Annotated in this window: 18 protein-coding genes; all 18 read right to left on the reverse strand. The window is 58.3% G+C overall.

The genetic code is table 11. The features are described from left to right. Window positions 1-42: 42 nt before the first annotated feature. The 18 genes from C7445_RS07805 to mraZ all read right to left on the reverse strand — a co-directional run bounded on the left by C7445_RS07805 (window position 43) and on the right by mraZ (window position 19,311). Window positions 43-1,506: a recombinase family protein gene (locus C7445_RS07805; protein WP_134159520.1), complete on the reverse strand. Its 1,464-nt coding sequence runs from the start codon at window positions 1,504-1,506 to the stop codon at window positions 43-45. Next, window positions 1,503-1,658: a hypothetical protein gene (locus C7445_RS14580; protein ID WP_166669048.1), complete on the reverse strand. Its 156-nt coding sequence runs from the start codon at window positions 1,656-1,658 to the stop codon at window positions 1,503-1,505. Before C7445_RS14580 ends, C7445_RS07805 begins: the two co-directional genes overlap by 4 nt. A gap of 59 nt (window positions 1,659-1,717) precedes the next feature. Then, entirely contained in the window at window positions 1,718-2,707 is a 990-nt protein-coding gene (locus tag C7445_RS07810; RefSeq protein ID WP_134159521.1) for a YpdA family putative bacillithiol disulfide reductase, read from the reverse strand. 140 nt (window positions 2,708-2,847) lie between these two features. Next, the gene (locus tag C7445_RS07815; RefSeq protein ID WP_134159520.1) at window positions 2,848-4,311 is read right to left on the reverse strand and encodes a recombinase family protein; all 1,464 of its coding nucleotides are present in this window, start codon (window positions 4,309-4,311) and stop codon (window positions 2,848-2,850) included. Next, window positions 4,308-4,463, reverse strand: coding sequence for a hypothetical protein (locus C7445_RS14585; protein ID WP_166669048.1), 156 nt, complete (start codon window positions 4,461-4,463; stop codon window positions 4,308-4,310). Before C7445_RS14585 ends, C7445_RS07815 begins: the two co-directional genes overlap by 4 nt. A gap of 59 nt (window positions 4,464-4,522) precedes the next feature. Continuing rightward, a complete protein-coding gene (locus tag C7445_RS07820; RefSeq protein WP_134159521.1) occupies window positions 4,523-5,512 on the reverse strand; it encodes a YpdA family putative bacillithiol disulfide reductase in 990 nt (329 codons plus the stop codon). A gap of 77 nt (window positions 5,513-5,589) precedes the next feature. Beyond that, window positions 5,590-5,886, reverse strand: a complete 297-nt coding sequence (locus C7445_RS07825; RefSeq protein WP_243835063.1) for a UDP-N-acetylglucosamine 1-carboxyvinyltransferase — start codon at window positions 5,884-5,886, stop codon at window positions 5,590-5,592. A gap of 11 nt (window positions 5,887-5,897) precedes the next feature. Further along, on the reverse strand, window positions 5,898-6,821 hold the full coding sequence (murB, locus tag C7445_RS07830; protein ID WP_208320864.1) for a UDP-N-acetylmuramate dehydrogenase: 924 nt from the start codon (window positions 6,819-6,821) through the stop codon (window positions 5,898-5,900). 100 nt (window positions 6,822-6,921) lie between these two features. Further along, complete coding sequence (gene murG, locus C7445_RS07835) at window positions 6,922-8,022, reverse strand: undecaprenyldiphospho-muramoylpentapeptide beta-N-acetylglucosaminyltransferase (RefSeq protein WP_134159523.1); 1,101 nt, start codon at window positions 8,020-8,022, stop codon at window positions 6,922-6,924. Continuing rightward, window positions 8,019-9,137, reverse strand: coding sequence for a stage V sporulation protein E (gene spoVE, locus C7445_RS07840; RefSeq protein ID WP_134159524.1), 1,119 nt, complete (start codon window positions 9,135-9,137; stop codon window positions 8,019-8,021). Before spoVE ends, murG begins: the two co-directional genes overlap by 4 nt. Window positions 9,138-9,254: 117 nt before the next feature. Continuing rightward, window positions 9,255-10,583: a UDP-N-acetylmuramoyl-L-alanine--D-glutamate ligase gene (gene murD / locus C7445_RS07845; RefSeq protein ID WP_134159525.1), complete on the reverse strand. Its 1,329-nt coding sequence runs from the start codon at window positions 10,581-10,583 to the stop codon at window positions 9,255-9,257. 83 nt (window positions 10,584-10,666) lie between these two features. Further along, on the reverse strand, window positions 10,667-11,635 hold the full coding sequence (gene mraY, locus C7445_RS07850) for a phospho-N-acetylmuramoyl-pentapeptide-transferase (RefSeq protein ID WP_134159526.1): 969 nt from the start codon (window positions 11,633-11,635) through the stop codon (window positions 10,667-10,669). A gap of 60 nt (window positions 11,636-11,695) precedes the next feature. Continuing rightward, entirely contained in the window at window positions 11,696-13,192 is a 1,497-nt protein-coding gene (locus tag C7445_RS07855; RefSeq protein ID WP_134159527.1) for a UDP-N-acetylmuramoyl-L-alanyl-D-glutamate--2,6-diaminopimelate ligase, read from the reverse strand. 72 nt (window positions 13,193-13,264) lie between these two features. Continuing rightward, window positions 13,265-15,214: a stage V sporulation protein D gene (locus C7445_RS07860; protein ID WP_481725901.1), complete on the reverse strand. Its 1,950-nt coding sequence runs from the start codon at window positions 15,212-15,214 to the stop codon at window positions 13,265-13,267. 86 nt (window positions 15,215-15,300) lie between these two features. Continuing rightward, window positions 15,301-17,508 (reverse strand): peptidoglycan D,D-transpeptidase FtsI family protein, encoded by a 2,208-nt coding sequence (locus tag C7445_RS07865; protein ID WP_134159528.1) that lies wholly within the window; start codon window positions 17,506-17,508, stop codon window positions 15,301-15,303. Window positions 17,509-17,512: 4 nt separating this feature from the next. Continuing rightward, entirely contained in the window at window positions 17,513-17,899 is a 387-nt protein-coding gene (locus tag C7445_RS07870) for a septum formation initiator family protein (protein WP_134159529.1), read from the reverse strand. 21 nt (window positions 17,900-17,920) lie between these two features. Beyond that, on the reverse strand, window positions 17,921-18,856 hold the full coding sequence (gene rsmH, locus C7445_RS07875; RefSeq protein WP_134159530.1) for a 16S rRNA (cytosine(1402)-N(4))-methyltransferase RsmH: 936 nt from the start codon (window positions 18,854-18,856) through the stop codon (window positions 17,921-17,923). 23 nt (window positions 18,857-18,879) lie between these two features. Beyond that, window positions 18,880-19,311 (reverse strand): division/cell wall cluster transcriptional repressor MraZ, encoded by a 432-nt coding sequence (gene mraZ / locus C7445_RS07880; RefSeq protein ID WP_134159531.1) that lies wholly within the window; start codon window positions 19,309-19,311, stop codon window positions 18,880-18,882. Between the last annotated feature and the right edge of the window lie 82 nt (window positions 19,312-19,393).

The raw sequence follows: 19,393 nt of genomic DNA on the forward strand, positions 1-19,393 counted from the left end.
GGAGGAACCCATGCTATGTGTTGTACTCAACAAGGCGGATCGCTATAGGCGATAGACGATTTCGAGCTCTGGTTCGGCATTCCGATCGCGATGAAACACGCGGACTTCTTGCACGAGCTCAAGCACCGCAAGGCGCAATGCGTCTTCATCGCCGTCGAGATCGATACAGAGCCGCTGAAAACGCCTTTGTACGGCAAGCCCAGGATCGCACGGGGCGTTTGCGAGCCCCGCAAGTTGCGCATCACATGCAGCCGCCTCTGTCTGCAGTTGAGACATATGACGCCGAAAGTCGGCTTCGGGGACGATGCCTTGGGCATAGCCGTCGATCAGTCGGTCGATCCGCTGGCGCAGACGCCGTTGCCGTCTGCGCAAATCTGCCGCGTGCCGCTTTGAATCGATTTGTGCACTGGCGATGAAATCTGCTAGGCTCAAACTCGCTGTTCCAGCGGCAAGCACCTGGCTTGTAACGCCGCGTTCAAGCTCTTCGGCATCGACGCGATTTGCCGTGCAGCCACCTGTCTGTACGTATGTGCCGCAACGGTAGATGCGGCGACGCTGACGGCCATCCTTGCGTTCATAAATCTGCCAGCCCGCATGCATATTGGCCCCACAGTACCCACATTTGGCGATGCCGGAAAGCAGCCGCGCCGATCCCCGCGTCCGCGGCGGCAGCGACTGGCGACGCTCGAACAAGCGATTGATCTGCGCAAACTCGGCATCCGTGAGCAGGGCCTCGTGCGCCCCTGCGATGCAAATCCAGTCTTCTGGGTTGCGTTCGACGCGGGCGCTGCCGGTTCCTTTCCGCCGATTCCAGACGACTGTGCCAACCAAGACCGGATTTTGAAAGAGCGTCCGAATGGCCGCCTCCGACCACAAGCGGCCGGTCTTCGAGCGCACGCCGCGATCGTTCAGATACTTCGCCACCTGTCTGGCTCCTTGTCCGCTGAGCAACAGATTGGCCGCCTCGCGCACCCAGGGGGCTTCTTGCGGATGGGGTACGAGACGGCCGGCGACGAGATTGTAGCCGTAAGGCGGCTTTTGCGCGAGCGCGCCGCGTTTCGCCATCGACAACAGGTTCTCGTATACGCGCTCGGCGATCATCTCGCGTTCGAACTCGGCGATGACAGATAAGATCTGCGCGACGAGACGCCCCATGGCCGTGCCGATCTCGAAATTTTGCCGGGTGGAACGGTAGAACACGCCGTGTTCGTTCATCTCTTCGATCAGCTTCGCGAAATCGGCGACCCGACGTGTCAAACGATCGATCCGCGTCGTCACGACACCGGCGATTTTCCCCGCCCGAATGTCGTCCCGCAGGCTTTTCATCGCGGGGCGCTCCAGGCTTTTCGCAGAATAACCTTCGTCCCGGTAAACCGTGAATTCACCGTAGCCGTTGCCGCGGGCAAACAGGACCAATTGCTCTTCTTGCTCCACGACGCTATTGCCCTCCTGTGCCTGCTCCTCGGTCGAGACGCGCACGTACAGCGCGAGCCGCTTGTCGGTCACCGCCCGCCACCCCCCGCTTCACCGGCCAACTTGCGCCGAACAAGGGGTTCGATGACCTGTCGTGCCTTCTCTCGCCATAGTTCCTCAGCATCGGCGAACGGCACCAGCGCCTGCTTCGATTCCACGTAAATCCACGAGGCGCGCACTTTCAACGCCGCATCCCCCCTTACCAGACGCTATGCGGTAAGGGTTGTTCGCCTTGCCGGACGAGTCAGGCAAAGCTTTGCAGGCGATCGCGAATGGCCTGTGCGATCGCTGGCGCGTGCAAACGCCCATTTTCAATGAAAATGCGATTGGCGTCATAGCCAGAGACAACCACGCCTGCGATAAAAATCCCTGCCACGTTGGTCTCATACGTCTGCGGATTGTACGCCGGGATGCCAGATTCCGGGTCGATCACGACGCCAAGCTCCGACAGAAACGGCGTATCCGGATGATAGCCGATGAGCGCAAGCACGTGGTCCGTGCCGATTTCTATATTCCCGTCTGGCGTCGCCACCTGCACCCTGTCCGGCGCGATGGCCGTCACACGAGACTGAAAATGAAAAGCAATGCGCTCGTGATCGATCAAGCTTTGGATTTCCGGCCGCACCCACGGTTTGATTTTGTCGGACAAGGTGGCACCACGGTGCACCAGTGTGACATCGGCGCCGACCCTATACAGATCAATGGCCGCTTCGGCGGCGGAATTCGTCCCCCCGACGACGAGCACGCGCTGCCCATAGTAGGGGTGCGCATCGCGATAGTAGTGCTGAACGTGAGGCAAGTCTTCACCGGGGACGCGCAACTGATTGGGGTGATCGAAGTACCCGGTTGCGATCACGACCTGGCGCGCGAGCGTCCTCGACACTTGGCCGGCAAGCGTGCGGGACTGAATGGAAAACGCCTTTTGTGCATCGTCAAAGGCAATCTTCTCGACCGTCTCATACTGACGGACCGGCAACTTGAGGCGTGCGACGACAGTGCGGTAATAGGTCAAGGCTTCTTGTCGGGTCGGTTTTCCGCCCTGCGTATAAAAAGGGATATCGGCGATTTCGAGTCGCTCCGGGGTTGAGTTGAAGATCATCTGTGTGGGAAATCGGTAAATTGTCGAGGCGATGCAAGACTTCTCCAGAACGACGTGATCGATCTGGCGTTTCTGCAGTTCTACGGACACAGCCAAACCACATGGCCCGGCACCTATGACACATACGTCGTGCATCTCGAAATCGCTCCTAGCCTTCAATCATCTGTGATCTCTCCATTCCGATTATTATACCACGGCTTGTGAAACGCGGCTCAAAGCACAATAGGCAAGATAGGGGAACCCATGCTATGTGTTGTACTCAACAAGGCGGATCGCTATAGGCGATAGACGATTTCGAGCTCTGGTTCGGCATTCCGATCGCGATGAAACACGCGGACTTCTTGCACGAGCTCAAGCACCGCAAGGCGCAATGCGTCTTCATCGCCGTCGAGATCGATACAGAGCCGCTGAAAACGCCTTTGTACGGCAAGCCCAGGATCGCACGGGGCGTTTGCGAGCCCCGCAAGTTGCGCATCACATGCAGCCGCCTCTGTCTGCAGTTGAGACATATGACGCCGAAAGTCGGCTTCGGGGACGATGCCTTGGGCATAGCCGTCGATCAGTCGGTCGATCCGCTGGCGCAGACGCCGTTGCCGTCTGCGCAAATCTGCCGCGTGCCGCTTTGAATCGATTTGTGCACTGGCGATGAAATCTGCTAGGCTCAAACTCGCTGTTCCAGCGGCAAGCACCTGGCTTGTAACGCCGCGTTCAAGCTCTTCGGCATCGACGCGATTTGCCGTGCAGCCACCTGTCTGTACGTATGTGCCGCAACGGTAGATGCGGCGACGCTGACGGCCATCCTTGCGTTCATAAATCTGCCAGCCCGCATGCATATTGGCCCCACAGTACCCACATTTGGCGATGCCGGAAAGCAGCCGCGCCGATCCCCGCGTCCGCGGCGGCAGCGACTGGCGACGCTCGAACAAGCGATTGATCTGCGCAAACTCGGCATCCGTGAGCAGGGCCTCGTGCGCCCCTGCGATGCAAATCCAGTCTTCTGGGTTGCGTTCGACGCGGGCGCTGCCGGTTCCTTTCCGCCGATTCCAGACGACTGTGCCAACCAAGACCGGATTTTGAAAGAGCGTCCGAATGGCCGCCTCCGACCACAAGCGGCCGGTCTTCGAGCGCACGCCGCGATCGTTCAGATACTTCGCCACCTGTCTGGCTCCTTGTCCGCTGAGCAACAGATTGGCCGCCTCGCGCACCCAGGGGGCTTCTTGCGGATGGGGTACGAGACGGCCGGCGACGAGATTGTAGCCGTAAGGCGGCTTTTGCGCGAGCGCGCCGCGTTTCGCCATCGACAACAGGTTCTCGTATACGCGCTCGGCGATCATCTCGCGTTCGAACTCGGCGATGACAGATAAGATCTGCGCGACGAGACGCCCCATGGCCGTGCCGATCTCGAAATTTTGCCGGGTGGAACGGTAGAACACGCCGTGTTCGTTCATCTCTTCGATCAGCTTCGCGAAATCGGCGACCCGACGTGTCAAACGATCGATCCGCGTCGTCACGACACCGGCGATTTTCCCCGCCCGAATGTCGTCCCGCAGGCTTTTCATCGCGGGGCGCTCCAGGCTTTTCGCAGAATAACCTTCGTCCCGGTAAACCGTGAATTCACCGTAGCCGTTGCCGCGGGCAAACAGGACCAATTGCTCTTCTTGCTCCACGACGCTATTGCCCTCCTGTGCCTGCTCCTCGGTCGAGACGCGCACGTACAGCGCGAGCCGCTTGTCGGTCACCGCCCGCCACCCCCCGCTTCACCGGCCAACTTGCGCCGAACAAGGGGTTCGATGACCTGTCGTGCCTTCTCTCGCCATAGTTCCTCAGCATCGGCGAACGGCACCAGCGCCTGCTTCGATTCCACGTAAATCCACGAGGCGCGCACTTTCAACGCCGCATCCCCCCTTACCAGACGCTATGCGGTAAGGGTTGTTCGCCTTGCCGGACGAGTCAGGCAAAGCTTTGCAGGCGATCGCGAATGGCCTGTGCGATCGCTGGCGCGTGCAAACGCCCATTTTCAATGAAAATGCGATTGGCGTCATAGCCAGAGACAACCACGCCTGCGATAAAAATCCCTGCCACGTTGGTCTCATACGTCTGCGGATTGTACGCCGGGATGCCAGATTCCGGGTCGATCACGACGCCAAGCTCCGACAGAAACGGCGTATCCGGATGATAGCCGATGAGCGCAAGCACGTGGTCCGTGCCGATTTCTATATTCCCGTCTGGCGTCGCCACCTGCACCCTGTCCGGCGCGATGGCCGTCACACGAGACTGAAAATGAAAAGCAATGCGCTCGTGATCGATCAAGCTTTGGATTTCCGGCCGCACCCACGGTTTGATTTTGTCGGACAAGGTGGCACCACGGTGCACCAGTGTGACATCGGCGCCGACCCTATACAGATCAATGGCCGCTTCGGCGGCGGAATTCGTCCCCCCGACGACGAGCACGCGCTGCCCATAGTAGGGGTGCGCATCGCGATAGTAGTGCTGAACGTGAGGCAAGTCTTCACCGGGGACGCGCAACTGATTGGGGTGATCGAAGTACCCGGTTGCGATCACGACCTGGCGCGCGAGCGTCCTCGACACTTGGCCGGCAAGCGTGCGGGACTGAATGGAAAACGCCTTTTGTGCATCGTCAAAGGCAATCTTCTCGACCGTCTCATACTGACGGACCGGCAACTTGAGGCGTGCGACGACAGTGCGGTAATAGGTCAAGGCTTCTTGTCGGGTCGGTTTTCCGCCCTGCGTATAAAAAGGGATATCGGCGATTTCGAGTCGCTCCGGGGTTGAGTTGAAGATCATCTGTGTGGGAAATCGGTAAATTGTCGAGGCGATGCAAGACTTCTCCAGAACGACGTGATCGATCTGGCGTTTCTGCAGTTCTACGGACACAGCCAAACCACATGGCCCGGCACCTATGACACATACGTCGTGCATCTCGAAATCGCTCCTAGCCTTCAATCATCTGTGATCTCTCCATTCCGATTATTATACCACGGCTTGTGAAACGCGGCTCAAAGCACAATAGGCAAGATAGGGGACCGCATCTTTTGCATCAGATGCATGGGAACATCTGTGCTGTGGATGGTCGACGCGTCAACCTCAATCACATCGCCATGCACAAACACCTTTGCTCCCAATGCCCTCAGAATGTCGACCATCACGTGCACATCTTCCAAATCGGGCACGTTTTCGACGACCGTTGTACCTGGTACCATCACGGTCGCCGCCAGAATCGGCAGCGCGGCGTTTTTAGCGCCGTAGACCGACGTCTCGCCAGAGAGCGGGACGCCGCCATAGATTCTCAGCATTTCCACACCCGTCACCTCCCTGAGATTGGCTCCCCCAGCACACGCACCTCAGTTTCCAGTTCGATCCCGTACTTGTCGCGGACCACCTGCTGAGCGTGGCGAATGAGCCATAGCACATCCGCCGCTGTCGCCTCCTCGACGTTGACGATGAAGTTGGCGTGTTTGTCGCTGATCTTGGCGCCGCCATGTTGAAATCCTTTGAGACCTGCGGCTTCGATGAGCCGCCCGGCGTGCGTGCCGTCTGGATTGCGAAACACCGATCCGCAGTTCGGCCAAGCAAGCGGCTGGGATTCGACACGCTTTTGTGACCACTGTTTCACCTGTTTCACCAAAGCGTCGCGATCGCCAGGCGACAATGCAAACTTCGCTTGCGTCACGATGCCAAAGCGGTCCTTCAAAATGCTGTAACGGTATCCGAACTTCAGATCGGCATTCGGCAATCGCTCGATCTCGCCATCGGCGTTCATCACGTCGGCCCATTCCAATACCTCGCACGTCTCTTTGCCATACGCGCCTGCGTTCATCATCACAGCCCCACCCACGGAGCCGGGGATTCCGGTGGCGAACTCAAGCCCGGCGAGACCGTGGCGCAACGCGATGTTGGCGGCGGATACGTACGATCTGCCCGCCATTGCGATGAGCGCGTCGCCCTCGATGTCTACCTTTGCGAATGCGTCATGCAGCTTGACGACGACGCCGCGAATCCCGCCATCGAGAACGAGCGCATTGGAACCGCGGCCGATGACCGTGATCGGCAAGCCGAGATGACGTGCGGCCAGTACCGTCCCACGCAGTTCATCGAGCGAGGCAGGGACGACGAAATAGTCGGCCGGGCCGCCAATGCGCCAAGTGGTGTGTCGTTTCATCGGTTCGTCGCACGCGATGTTGGCAACGCCGTGCAACGTAAAAACAGAGAGGACTGCATCAGAGCCCATGCGTGAACCTCCAAGTGCAAATTTGATGACGCCAGCCTACGCCCAGGTTCCGCATGGCATCATATGCGGCATCTGGCGAACCGTGCCGCCGCCAGATGGTTTAGCTGCGCACAGCAGCCATGACGACGTCGTACAGCCGTTGTACAGCCTCAGGTTGTCCGAACGATTTCGCCCGTTTCTTCATCGCTGCAAGCTTTTCCGGCTTCAACAGCTCGACGACGCCATCCCACAGCAGATCTGCCGTCAAATCCTGTTCTCGAATCATCGCAGCGGCACCTGCATGCACCAGATTGCGCGCGTTTTCCTCCTGATGATTCGCCGTCACATACGGACTCGGTATCAGGATGGAAGCGATACCCAATGCGCAAATCTCCGCCAGCGTGCTGCTTCCCGCACGACTGACAATGAGATCGACGTTCGGCAATAGGCTCGGCATGTCCGAAATAAAGGGATGGATGGAGACGTTTTGCGGCAAGTCGCCTAACTCACGGCGCGTCTTCTCGTAGTGCGCTTCACCCGTGACAAACAAGCAGCGCCAATCCGGATGCTCCGCGAAACGCGGCAACATTTGGGCGATCTTCTGGTTGACGGATTCGGAGCCCCGACTGCCTGTAAAGATAAGGACAACCTTTTGTCCGTGCAGGATGCGATAGGTATCCAAGGCGCGCCGCTTCGCGGCAGGATCGACCGAGGCGACCTCGCTCGCGCGCGGATTCCCCGTGACAACGACGCGCCGCGCACCGCGAAAATGGCGCTCACTCTCGGGAAAGCACACCGCCACAGCCTCAGTGCGACGGGCGCAGAGTTGGTTGGTCAATCCTGGCCGCGCATTCCCTTCCCAAATCACGCTTGGAATACCCAGGGACTTCGCGGCGAAGACGACCGGCAGCGTGACGAATCCGCCTGTGCCGACGACGACGTCTGGGCGAAAGCGCCGCAAGAGGCGCCTCGCCTGAAAATACCCGCGCGCGGTGATGAGCAAGGTGCGCACCGCTTGCAGTGACACCTGCCTGCGCAGGCCAGCGGCCTCAATGGTTACAAACGGCAAATCAAGCGGTCGCACAATCGACTGCTCGAGCCCGTTGCGCGTGCCAATGTAAAGACAATCAAGCGGATCAACCCGCCCTTGCATATAGCGCCAAAGCGACAGCGCGGGGTAAATATGTCCCCCGGTGCCGCCGCCCGTCAATACCACTTTCATCGAACCACTCCAGCCTGCTTCGAGATATTCAAGAGAATCCCGACGCCGCTGAGTAAGAGCGTCAAGGACGATCCGCCGTAACTAATAAACGGCAAGGTGATGCCTGTCGCCGGGATCGATCCCGTGACGACGCCAATGTTGATGAGAACTTGCACCGCAATCATGCCAGTAATGCCGACGCCAAGTAAAGTGCCAAACTCGTCCGGCGCGTAGATGGCCGTGCGAATGCCGCGCCACACGAGCACGGCAAAGAGCAACAGCACGCAGATACCACCCAAAAGCCCCAGCTCTTCGCCGATGATGGAGAAGATGAAGTCTGTCTGCGGCTCGGGCAAGTAGAGAAACTTTTGGCGGCTGTTGCCAAGGCCGAGACCGAGAATGCCGCCGGAGCCGAGCGCGTATAGCGACTGGATGATCTGATACCCTTTCCCGAGTGGGTACTTCCACGGGTCGATGAAGGCCGCGATGCGATCCATGCGATACGGTGCCACCGCGACGAGACCGCCAAACCCGAGCATGCCGACGCCAAAAAGCGCCCCTAAGTGCGACATGCGCGTTCCGGCTGCAAACAGCATGATAATGGTCGTCCCCATGATCACGACACTCTGCCCAAGGTCTGGCTCCAGCATGATGAGGCCCACTGCGACCAGAGCTAGTCCCATGGGCGGCACGAAGCCACGCCAGAACGAATGCATGCGGTCTGCCGACTCAGCGAGCAAATGGGCGAGAAACACGACCAGACCAAGCTTGGCAAACTCGGACGGTTGGATGCCCAGCGATCCGATGCCAAGCCAGGCCTTAGATCCGCCGCGGTTGACACCGACAATCAGCACCAATACGAGCATGGCAAAGCTGGCGATGGCGAGCTTGGGCGCGTGTTTGCGCCAGACATGGTAGTCGATGCGGGAGAACCAGAACATGCAGAGGACGCCAATGATGGCCCAGATCAATTGGCGCTTGGAAAAGTAGAACGGGTCGCCGAAGCGCGTCGCAGACACGACGGACGAGGCACTGTGCACCATGGTGATCCCGAACGACAACAGGACCAGAATGACGCCGACAATCGCGAGATCGCCCGCCTGACGCGGCGTAGAAGTGGCGCGAGTCTGAAACAAATTGGCCCCTCCTCAGACGCACCGGTGCCTGACAACGCTCTCGAGAGCTGCCGCCAGCACAGGCTGTGTGAGCGGCCCGTATGAGCGGCGAAAAAGAGCCGCCCATAGGACACGCTGCTACAGTCTATGCACCGCCTCTTTGAACATGCTTCCCCGAACTTCGAAGGAACTAAACATGTCCCAACTGGCGCAGGCTGGTGACAACAATACGGTGTCCCCCGCTTCGGCGAGACGATGGGCGCATTGCACCGCCTCGTCGAGCGAAGACACGAGTTCAATCCGCGCGACACCCGCCCGCCGACACGTGTCCCGCAACGCCTCGCGCGTCTGGCCGAGACACACGGCGGCCTTCACCCGCTCGCGCAACTCCGGCAACAGTGAATCGAACGACAAACCGCGGTCCAATCCACCCGCAATCCATACGATGCCACGCGCAAACGAGCGCAGGGCTTGGCGAGCCGCGTCTGGATTGGTGGCCTTCGAGTCGTTGTAGTAGCGAACACCCGCGAGTTCCCGTACAAACTCAAGCCGATGTTCGACGCCCTGGAACGTTGCCGCTACCTGACGAATTGCCTCGTCAGGCGCCCCCGCCGCACGTGCGAGTGCCGCGGCAGCCACTACATTTTGTAAGTTGTGGCGACCAGGCAACGCCACCTCGGCGATCGACAGCAATGTGCGCACATGGCCGCCATCTGCGATGACGATCGATCCGTTCTGCACACCCACGCCGAATTCAAAACGCGCGTGATCGACACTGAAATAATGCACGTCCGCCCGCAGACGCGAAGCGCCTCCAGCGACCAGATCCTGATCTGCATTGAGTACGGCGATATCCCCTGGCTCCATATTGGCAAACATCTTCCACTTAGCTTCTTGATACGCCTCGAACGTGCCATGGTAATCGAGATGTGCCGGATAGAAATTGAGCAAGGCAGCGCCTCGTGGCCGAAAGCGCCAGGTCCCCATCAATTGAAAGCTGGAAACCTCGAGCACGACCGGTTCGTCCGTCTGCTCATCCGCAATCGCCTCTGCAAACGGCGTGCCGATGTTTCCTCCGACAAACGGGTTGCACGAAGCCACGCGCAGCATTTCGCCGACAAGCGTGGTCGTCGTCGTTTTGCCGTTGGATCCCGTGATGGCGTAAATCGGCCTCTCCGTAAACCATGACGCGACCTCGATCTCGCTAAACATGGGTACCTCGTTTGCGACAAGTTGCTCGACAAACGGAACCGTATATGGAATACCGGGGCTTTTCACAACAAACTGCCAAGCGTTAGAAAGTAATTCCGGCGGATGCCCGCCGAACACAAACCGCACTCCATGTTGCGCCAGTTCTGCGACCATCGGATCGGCCTCGGGCGCCCCACCTCGATCCGTTACGGTCACGCGAAAGCCGCGCCCTGCCAGTAAACGGGCAGCCGCGGCTCCACTTTTGCCATATCCCATCACGAGCACATTTCCTGGTGCTCGAAGCCATTCTGATAGCGGTTCGCCATACCTGTCCAATGCGGGTCACCTTCCGTTTGATTTTAGTAGGACAAGAGTGCGAGCGTGCCAAACGCACAAATGAACGAGGCAAACCAGAACAGAAGCACGACTTCCCACTCCGACCAGCCACCAAGTTCGAAATGATGATGCAACGGGCTCATGCGAAACACCCGTCGGCCAAATGTTCGATACGAAAACACCTGAATCATCACCGACAAAGCCTCGATCACAAACACCAGCCCGAACAGGATCAGTGCAAGTTCACTGTGGGTGAGCACGGCCACCATCGCCAGCCCACCCCCGATGGCGAGCGAGCCGGTATCTCCCATAAACACCTTTGCCGGGTGGCGGTTAAACGCCAAGAACGCACCCAAAGCACCAACCATCGCCGCACAGAACAGCGCCACATCGTAGTTGGTGTGCCAATAGGCATAGACCGCGTAAGCGGCAAATACCATAATGGCCGAGCCCGAAAGCAATCCATCCAATCCGTCTGTCAGATTGACCGCGTTGGTCGTACCGACAAGGACCAACAGGAGAAACACAACATACAATATGCCGATGGATAAGGCCCAGTTCGAAAACGGAATATGGATCGAAAAGCCCTCACTACGCCCTTGTTGCAGGTACAGCATCAGAAAGAGCACAATCGTCAGTAGACTTTGCAGGACGATTTTTTGTTTGGCCGTCAAACCCAGATTGCGCTTTTTGAGGATTTTAATCAAATCGTCAGCAAAGCCAATGAGACCGAAACCGACCGTCCCCACCAACAACATTGCCGTGTCGAGGTTGTTGAACGCGAACCTCAGCGTTGTCAGCACGACCGCGATGAGAATGATGACGCCTCCCATGGTCGGCGTTCCCGCCTTCACCTGATGGTGCTGCGGGCCTTCTTCGCGGATCGATTGGCCAAATTTCAAGCGGTGCAAAATGGGAATCGCGATGGGCCCAAGCAGGAGTCCAATCGCGAATGCCGCGATCGCTGTAAATAGCAAGGCCTGTAAATCCAAGTTCAGTTCCCCCTAAACCGCGTGGCCGAATCAGGTCACAGGACCTTTTTCGCGCAACTCCTAGAACTGTCCGCGCAGTGCCGCAATCGCCTCCCGCGCTTCCTCCCGATCATCGAAGTGCAATCGCTCGCGGCCAACAATCTGATAGTCCTCGTGACCTTTGCCTGCGATCACGACGATATCCGCCGGCTTTGCTTCGCGGATGGCTTCGCGGATCGCCTGCCGCCTGTCGACCTGTTCGCGCACCTTGGCGGCGAGCGCGGGCGGCACACCTTCCCGCATATCGGCCAAAATGGAAAGCGGATCTTCACCGCGCGGGTTGTCGCTTGTAAAAATGGCGAGATCGGCAAGCTCCGCCGCCGTTTGAGCCATGCGGGGACGTTTCGTACGATCGCGATCGCCGCCGCAGCCGATGACGACGATGACCCGTCCCTTGGCAAATTCCCGCACGCTCGACAGTACGTTGGCGACACCGTCAGGCGTGTGCGCATAATCGACGAACACGCCAAAAGGTTGGCCGCCGTCGATACGCTCGCAGCGCCCAGGAACACCAGGGTAGGATGCAAGCCCCGCCGCGATGACGTCGAGTTGCACGCCCTCCACCAATGCGATGGCAATAGCCGCAAGGGCGTTGTAGACATTGAAACGGCCAATCAACCCTGTCTGGGCCGAGAGAACCCCAACCGGCGTGCGCACGCGCAACGTCGCCCCGGCTGCCGTCAAATGCACGTCGTCGGCGTGAATATCGGCCTCGCGCTCAAGCCCATAGGTTAGAATGGGTGCGGTCGTCGCATCCATCATCGTTTGCGCCCACGGATCGTCGACGTTGATCACGGCGTGCGGCGAATTGCCTGCGGACTCGTCGAACGCGTTGCCCAGTCGCGCGAACAACAACGACTTGGCCGCCGCATAGCGCTCCATCGTCCCGTGGAAGTCAAGATGATCCTGCGTCAAATTGGTGAACGCAGCGCTCGCAAACGACACTCCGGCGGCGCGCCGCTCGACCAAGGCGTGCGATGACACCTCCATCACCGCATGCGAGCAACCCGCATCGACGAATGTTCGCAACAGCCGGTGCACTTCGACCGCCTCCGGCGTCGTGTTGGGCAACGGCAGTTCAACATCGCCGTACTTCGCGCCAACGGTACCAATGACGCCTGTTCGTCTGCCAGCCACTTCAAGTAGATGGCGTACCAGGTGAGTCACCGTCGTCTTGCCATTCGTACCCGTGACGCCGACCACACGCAACCGCCGCGAGGGCCGATCGAACAGGCGATCCGCCAGCAGTGCGGACATATGCCTTGTATCGCGCACAATCACCTGTGGCACATCCGCTCGAATACCCTCGATGCGCCGTTCGACCAAGAGTGCCACTGCCCCCTGTTCCACCGCCTGTGCAGCAAACGCATGGCCGTCGACCGTATGCCCTGGGATCGCCGCGAACAGCGCCCCCGGTGCAGCTTGCCGTGAATCGGTGACAATGTGCAGAATATCAGGGTTCTCCGCCCCTGTGATTTGGTAATTGAGAAACGGCTGTACAAGCTGTCTCAAACGCATGGATATCCCCCCTCGAGGCTCAGCGATTGGCCTCAGGTCCACTCGCCACTCTATTGGTTTACCTCCACCTTGTCAATTGCCGCTCGGTGTGCCGTCGCCCAAATACAGCCTGATTACAGATCCAGGTTCCACTTTGCTTCCCCCCGCTGGCGACTGTGCGACGACAACCTGGCCTTGACCCTGAATGTCGACTTTCAGGTTCGCAGAATTTTGCAGTGCGAGATTTTGCGCCTGCTTCAGAGTCAACCCCTGGAAGTTTGGCACCGTGACCGGCGGCACTTCGGGGTACCGGTACTTTTTCGGCAAGCCTTGCGGGTTCGGTTGCACACCCATCTCGTGCAAAGCGTCATCGAGAATGTTGCCGACGATAGGCGCTGCGATCACGCCGCCAAACACCACGCCATGCTTGGGGTGCGGATTGTCGATGGCGATATATGCCACAAGTTTCGGCTGATTCGCGGGAGCCATGCCAATGAACGACACGATGTAGTGCCCCGATTCGTAGTGCCCGTTCTTCGCGACCTGCGCCGTCCCCGTTTTGCCAGCGATGCGATAGCCATCTCGGTAGGCCTTACCACCACTGCCATTCGCAACGACACTTTCGAGCGCGGACCGAACTTGTGCCGCAGTGGCCGAGGAGATCACCTGGCGGACCACAGTCGGCTTCGTCTCTTCGACCACCTGTCCCGTATCGTGGTTCAAGATTTCGGATACGACATACGGCTTCATGAGCTTACCGCCGTTGGCGACCGCACCGACCGCCATCACCTGTTGAATGGGGGTCACCGAAACGCCTTGGCCGAACGCCGTCGTTGCCAGTTCAAGCGGACCCACGCGATTCAACTTAAAGAGGATGCCGTTGCCCTCACCCGGAAGATCGATGCCCGTCTTCTGGCCAAAGCCAAAATTGCGGATATACGAGAACAGGCTCTCCTTCCCAAGACGCTCGCCGAGCGCGATGAACCCTGGGTTGCACGAGTTTTCAACAACTTGCAAAAACGACTCCGATCCATGTCCGCCAGCCTTCCAGCAGCGAATGCGATGCCCGGCCACTTCGTAATAGCCCGGATCGTAAAAACTGTCCTGCAGATTGACCTTGTTCTCTTGCAGGGCGGCTGACAGGGTGACGATTTTAAATGTGGAACCAGGCTCAAATGTCTGCCAAATCGCGAGGTTGCGATTGTACGTCGATGGTGGCGCACTGCGCCAATCCGCCGGATTGAACGACGGATAATTGGCCATCGCGACAATCGCGCCTGTCTGCGGATTCTCGACAATCGCGGTGACCGAGTCCGGATTGTACTCGGCGACAGCTTGCTCGATCTCGCGCTCCACGTACTGCTGCACCTGCAGGTTAATGGTGGTCTTGATGTCGTCGCCATCTGTCGGCTCGACAACTGATTGGCCCTCGCCAGGAATCAGTTCGCCGTTGGCTTTTGCGTAAAACGTGATTCCGCCCTTCTGGCCGCTCAGGACAGCGTTATACTGCTTTTCGAGGCCAGTCAAACCGACGTTCTCATAGCCGGTGATACCGAGCACCTGGGCGGCGAGATCGCCATATGGATAGGCGCGCTTGCCGTCTTCGGTCAGATAAATACCAGGCAGTCCAAGCGCCCGAATCTGGTTCGCCTTGGCTTCCGGCATTTGTCGGCCGCCTGGCCGAATGTAAACCATCAACTCGCGCTGCGAGATTTGCCGAAGCACACTGGCCTCCGACATTCCCAGAATCGGCGCGAGTTTTTTGGCGGTATCCGGCTTGTCCTTAATCTGGCTAGGAACCGCAACAATTGTGGGCGCGGTCGCCGTATACGTCAATGGTTGACCTGCACTGTCAAGAATGCTCCCGCGAATGCCGGCAAGCGGCACCGTCCTGTCCCAGGAACTCTTGGCCAGACCGGAAAGCCACCCTGACTGTAGCACTTGTACAAAAAAGAGCCGCCCAACCAATGCCAGAATCGCCGCAAACAGCGCCATGAGCAACATGACTAAGCGCCGTCGCATCATTCCTCGAGTCACGCGCAACAGGTTCGCCCCCAAGCCAAGCTTGTTCGTTGAGACTAGCCTATGCGGACAACTCTAGAATTAGAATGGGCGGATATCTTTGTGCCTTAGGGCCTGAGCGTCACATCGACACCACTGCCAATGTGCACCGTTGTCCCGGCGGCCACCGACTGCGATGAGACATACCCGGAACCGGACGGATGAATGTTGAGTCCCAGGGCCGCCAACAGGTTCGTGGCATCGCGCAATGAAAGGCCCGTGAGATTCGGCATGACAATGGTTGTGCCCGCACTGTTTTGCAAAAGGCCGTACAGCTTGCTGCCTTTCGCTACCTGAATCCCCGCTTGCGGCCACTGCCGCGTGACCGTGCCGCTCGTGCCGACAAACATCCCTGTCAGCCCGTCCTTGGCCAACGCCTCTTTCGCTTGTGCCGATGTCATGCCGACGATGTTTGGCGTCTCGACATATTGCACCTGGCCAGCCCCTTGCGTCTCCTGAGCCACCGAAACGGATCCCGTCGGCGGAATGTGGTAGTAATTCAAACATTCCTGAAGAATGGCTCTGGCCGGCGGGATAGCAACCGTGCTTCCCCAGGCCTCGTCTGGCGCCGTCTTGGGCCAGTACACTGTGACATAGACAACGACCTTTGGATTGTTGGCAGGCGCAAAACCAATAAACGACGTTTCAAAGCGATTGCTGTAATACTGCCCTGTCGCCGGATCGACAATCTGCGCGGTACCTGTTTTACCTGCCACCTGGTACCCAGGAATCGCCGCACCGCTGTCGATGCCGTGCTTCGGATCCGAGACGTCAAGCACCATCGACTGCCTGACTTCATCAATGACCTGCTGTGAGAGAAATCCGTCCCGTACAACCGTGGGCTTCGTTTCTTGAACCACTTTTCCGGAAGGGGCCGTGATTTTTTGCATAATGTACGGCCGCATCAACTTACCACCATTAGCAATCGCATCCATGGCTGCGATTTGTTGCAACGGAGTCACGGCAATACCCTGACCAAATCCGGCCGTCGCCAATTCGAGTTGCCCCTGCCCGGACTTCGGAAAGAGCAGGGATGTCGCTTCGTTCGGAAGATCGATGCCGGTCGGTTGCGTAAAGCCAAACAAGTTGAGGTACTTGTTCATGTTTGGCCACCCCAACGCCAAGGCAATCTTGCTGAAGCCGACGTTCGACGACTCCTCGAGCGCCTGTTGAAACGTCAGGGTTCCCCAACCCGTATAGTTCCAATCGTGAATCGTCTGATTGTCAATCGTGATTTGACCCGATGCAAACGTCTGATAGAGTCCAATGGAGTTCGTCTGAAGAGCTGCCGCAAGGACGAACGGCTTAAACGTCGATCCCGGTTCGAAGGCGCTGCTGACTGCCCAATTTTGTGACAAGGCATCAAGACTAGCCTTCCAATACTGATTGGGATTGAAAGTGGGCCGACTTGAGATGGCAAGTATCGCCCCTGTCTGCGGATCGGAAACAATGATGGCAGCGTGTGCAGGATGGTATTTGGCCATGAGGTTGTCCATCTCGTGCTCAACGTACCCCTGAATCGTATCGTCGATGGTGAGTTGGACGTTGTCCCCTGGCTTGGCGGCCTGTGTAATGTGAACGGAGCCAGGTAACGGCACTCCCGTCGGATCCTGTTGATAGGACATGACCCCGTTCGTGCCAGCCAGCAACTTGTTATACTCCAATTCGACACCGCTTTGCCCAGTGCCCTTCGACACGTATCCAATCGCATTGGCGGCAAATTCGTCGTAAGGATACACGCGCAGTTCCGTTGGCGTAAAGGTGATGTCGTTGTACCACGCAATCTTCGTCGCTTCAGGAGCCCACGCATGCGCATCGAACGCGGCCGCTAACTTTTCCTTGACCGTCGCTTCCACCGGGGTAGGTAACTGAATCCACTCGCTTGGACGATCATCGCGTGACAACAGTGCGACGAGCGCGGACTCGGTTGTCCCGAGAATAGGGGCAAGTATCGCGGCCGCCTGATCTGCGTACGGCCGCAAGTGTTGGAGCTGAATATCGACGTAGTAGGCGGGGACGTCGTAGGCGATCTCGTTCCCTTGCGCGTCGAGAATCGCCCCGCGCGGCGCAAGCAGAGGCTTCGTAACATCGATCACCTTGTCTGCCGCTTTTTTTAGCGATCCGCCGTAAACCTGTTGCACGTCGTACACTCGAAAGACGACCGCCGCAAGGCAAAGAACCATGCCCCCCTGCACAAACCAAATGCGCCCTTTTTTTCGTTTCCAACTCTTCTGGCGCCCGCTGCGGTTGCGGTTCGCATCATGCCCTCGATTCATACGTTCACTGCCCCGTTTGACCACTCGGTATCACAATGGGATTTTTGTACTGCATATGCAGTTGATTGATGGCTACATTGAGAATGTGCGAAGGCTGCTCCAACTGTGCCACCTGTGTCTTGAGCATCGCGTTGACCGCCTGTTGCTGCTGAATTTGCGTCTGCAACTGCACGTTGTTTTGATTGATCTCATAGATTTGCGCACCCTTTGCGGCAACCATCCACACGGCGCCAAAACTGGCAAGACAGCAGAACGCCAAACTGATTCGATTGAACCAGGCCTGCTTCTTGGCCCCTCGCTCCTGCTGCGATTGTCTGTTTCGCTCGTCGACGAGCGGCGTGCGCACGACCGCTTCGCGGCGAGTGCGAATCTCCTCCTGTAATGCAGCCATCTTCAATCGTTCCTCCCATGCTCATAGCTTTTCGATCACGCGCAGTTTCGCCGAGCGCGCCCGCGCATTTTCATGCACTTCAACGTCAGCTGGCGCGACGGGCTTGCGCGTCACAAGCCGCCCCTTCGGTTCTCTACCGCACTGGCATACAGGAAGTTCTGGCGGACATATACAACCGGTTGCCAGTTCCTTAAACATCTGTTTGACAATTCTATCCTCAAGCGAATGGAAGCTAATCACAGCGAGCCTGCCACCGGCGCGAAGCAATGAAAATGCCCCCTTCAGACCGCGCTCGAGAACTCCAAGTTCGTCATTGACCGCAATCCGGATGGCCTGAAACGTTCGCCGTGCAGGATGCGGGCCCTTGCGCCTAGCTGGCGCTGGGATGGCGGCCTTCACAATCTCCGCCAACTCCGTCGTTGTCGCGATGGGACGAACGCTCCTCGCTTCCACAATCCGCCGGGCAATCGCGCCAGCAAAGCGCTCTTCGCCGTATTCGCGCAAAATGCGTGCCAACTCCGCCTGCGTCCAATGGTTGACGACATCCTCTGCCGTAAGCTCTGCCGTTCGATCCATCCGCATGTCGAGCGGACCCTCGTGCCAATAGCTAAATCCGCGTTCCGGCACATCGAACTGAGGCGACGAGACGCCTAGGTCAAACATCGCACCATCAATCTCCGTCACACCCAAGTTTGGCAGTCGCTCCGCGATGTCGGCAAAATTCGCCTGCAGCAACGTCAAGCGCCCTGGATAGTCCGCAACCAGCGCAGCCGCGTTGCGAATCGCAGTTTCATCTTGATCCATCGCGATCACGCGTCCACCCGGGCTGGAGCGCTCGAGCAGAAGGCGCGTGTGGCCCCCCCCGCCAAGCGTTGCGTCGACATACACCCCTTGTGAACGAGGCGCCAAGGCATCCACGGTTGCCGTGAGCAGTACCGTCTCATGGCGAAACTCCACCTGCACATCACCTCATCGCTGGGTTAAAAAGAGAAATCCACGAGGTTTTCCGCGATTTCCGCAAACGACGACTCAGCTTCGCCCGCGTAGTTTGCCCAGATTTCCGTGTCCCAAATTTCTACGCGATTCGACACCCCAAGCAACGTGCAGTCCTTCTGTAACCCAGCGTAGTCGCGCAGCTTCTGCGGCAGGAGAATGCGACCTTGTTTGTCGAGTTCGCACTCACTTGCTCCCGAAAAAAAGAACCGGACGAACGCACGCGCATCAGCACGCGCCATCGGCAGTGATTTCAGTTTGCTCTCCAGAACATTCCACTCATCTCGTGGGTAGACGAACAGGCACTTGTCGAGGCCTCGGGTGACGATGAACGACTCCCCCAAACCGTCGCGAAACTTCGCAGGCACGGTCAGCCGCCCTTTGCTGTCGAGGGCATGTTCAAATTCACCCATGAACAACGACATTCACCACCTACCTGTTCTAACTCCCCACTTTGCCCCACTTTCCACCACGATTATACCTGTTCGCCCTCACTTGTGG

The organism is Alicyclobacillus sacchari, assembly GCF_004366795.1.
GTDB classification, from domain to species: domain Bacteria; phylum Bacillota; class Bacilli; order Alicyclobacillales; family Alicyclobacillaceae; genus Alicyclobacillus; species Alicyclobacillus sacchari.

Coding starts and splice junctions, on each gene's coding strand:
- C7445_RS07865 (WP_134159528.1), bottom strand. CDS start 17,508: ATGAATCGAGGGCATGATGCGAACCGCAACCGCAGCGGGCGCCAGAAG.
- murD (WP_134159525.1), bottom strand. CDS start 10,583: ATGGGATATGGCAAAAGTGGAGCCGCGGCTGCCCGTTTACTGGCAGGG.
- C7445_RS07810 (WP_134159521.1), bottom strand. CDS start 2,707: ATGCACGACGTATGTGTCATAGGTGCCGGGCCATGTGGTTTGGCTGTG.
- C7445_RS07825 (WP_243835063.1), bottom strand. CDS start 5,886: ATGCTGAGAATCTATGGCGGCGTCCCGCTCTCTGGCGAGACGTCGGTC.
- murG (WP_134159523.1), bottom strand. CDS start 8,022: ATGAAAGTGGTATTGACGGGCGGCGGCACCGGGGGACATATTTACCCC.
- C7445_RS07855 (WP_134159527.1), bottom strand. CDS start 13,192: ATGCGTTTGAGACAGCTTGTACAGCCGTTTCTCAATTACCAAATCACA.
- C7445_RS07870 (WP_134159529.1), bottom strand. CDS start 17,899: ATGGCTGCATTACAGGAGGAGATTCGCACTCGCCGCGAAGCGGTCGTG.
- murB (WP_208320864.1), bottom strand. CDS start 6,821: ATGGGCTCTGATGCAGTCCTCTCTGTTTTTACGTTGCACGGCGTTGCC.
- C7445_RS07820 (WP_134159521.1), bottom strand. CDS start 5,512: ATGCACGACGTATGTGTCATAGGTGCCGGGCCATGTGGTTTGGCTGTG.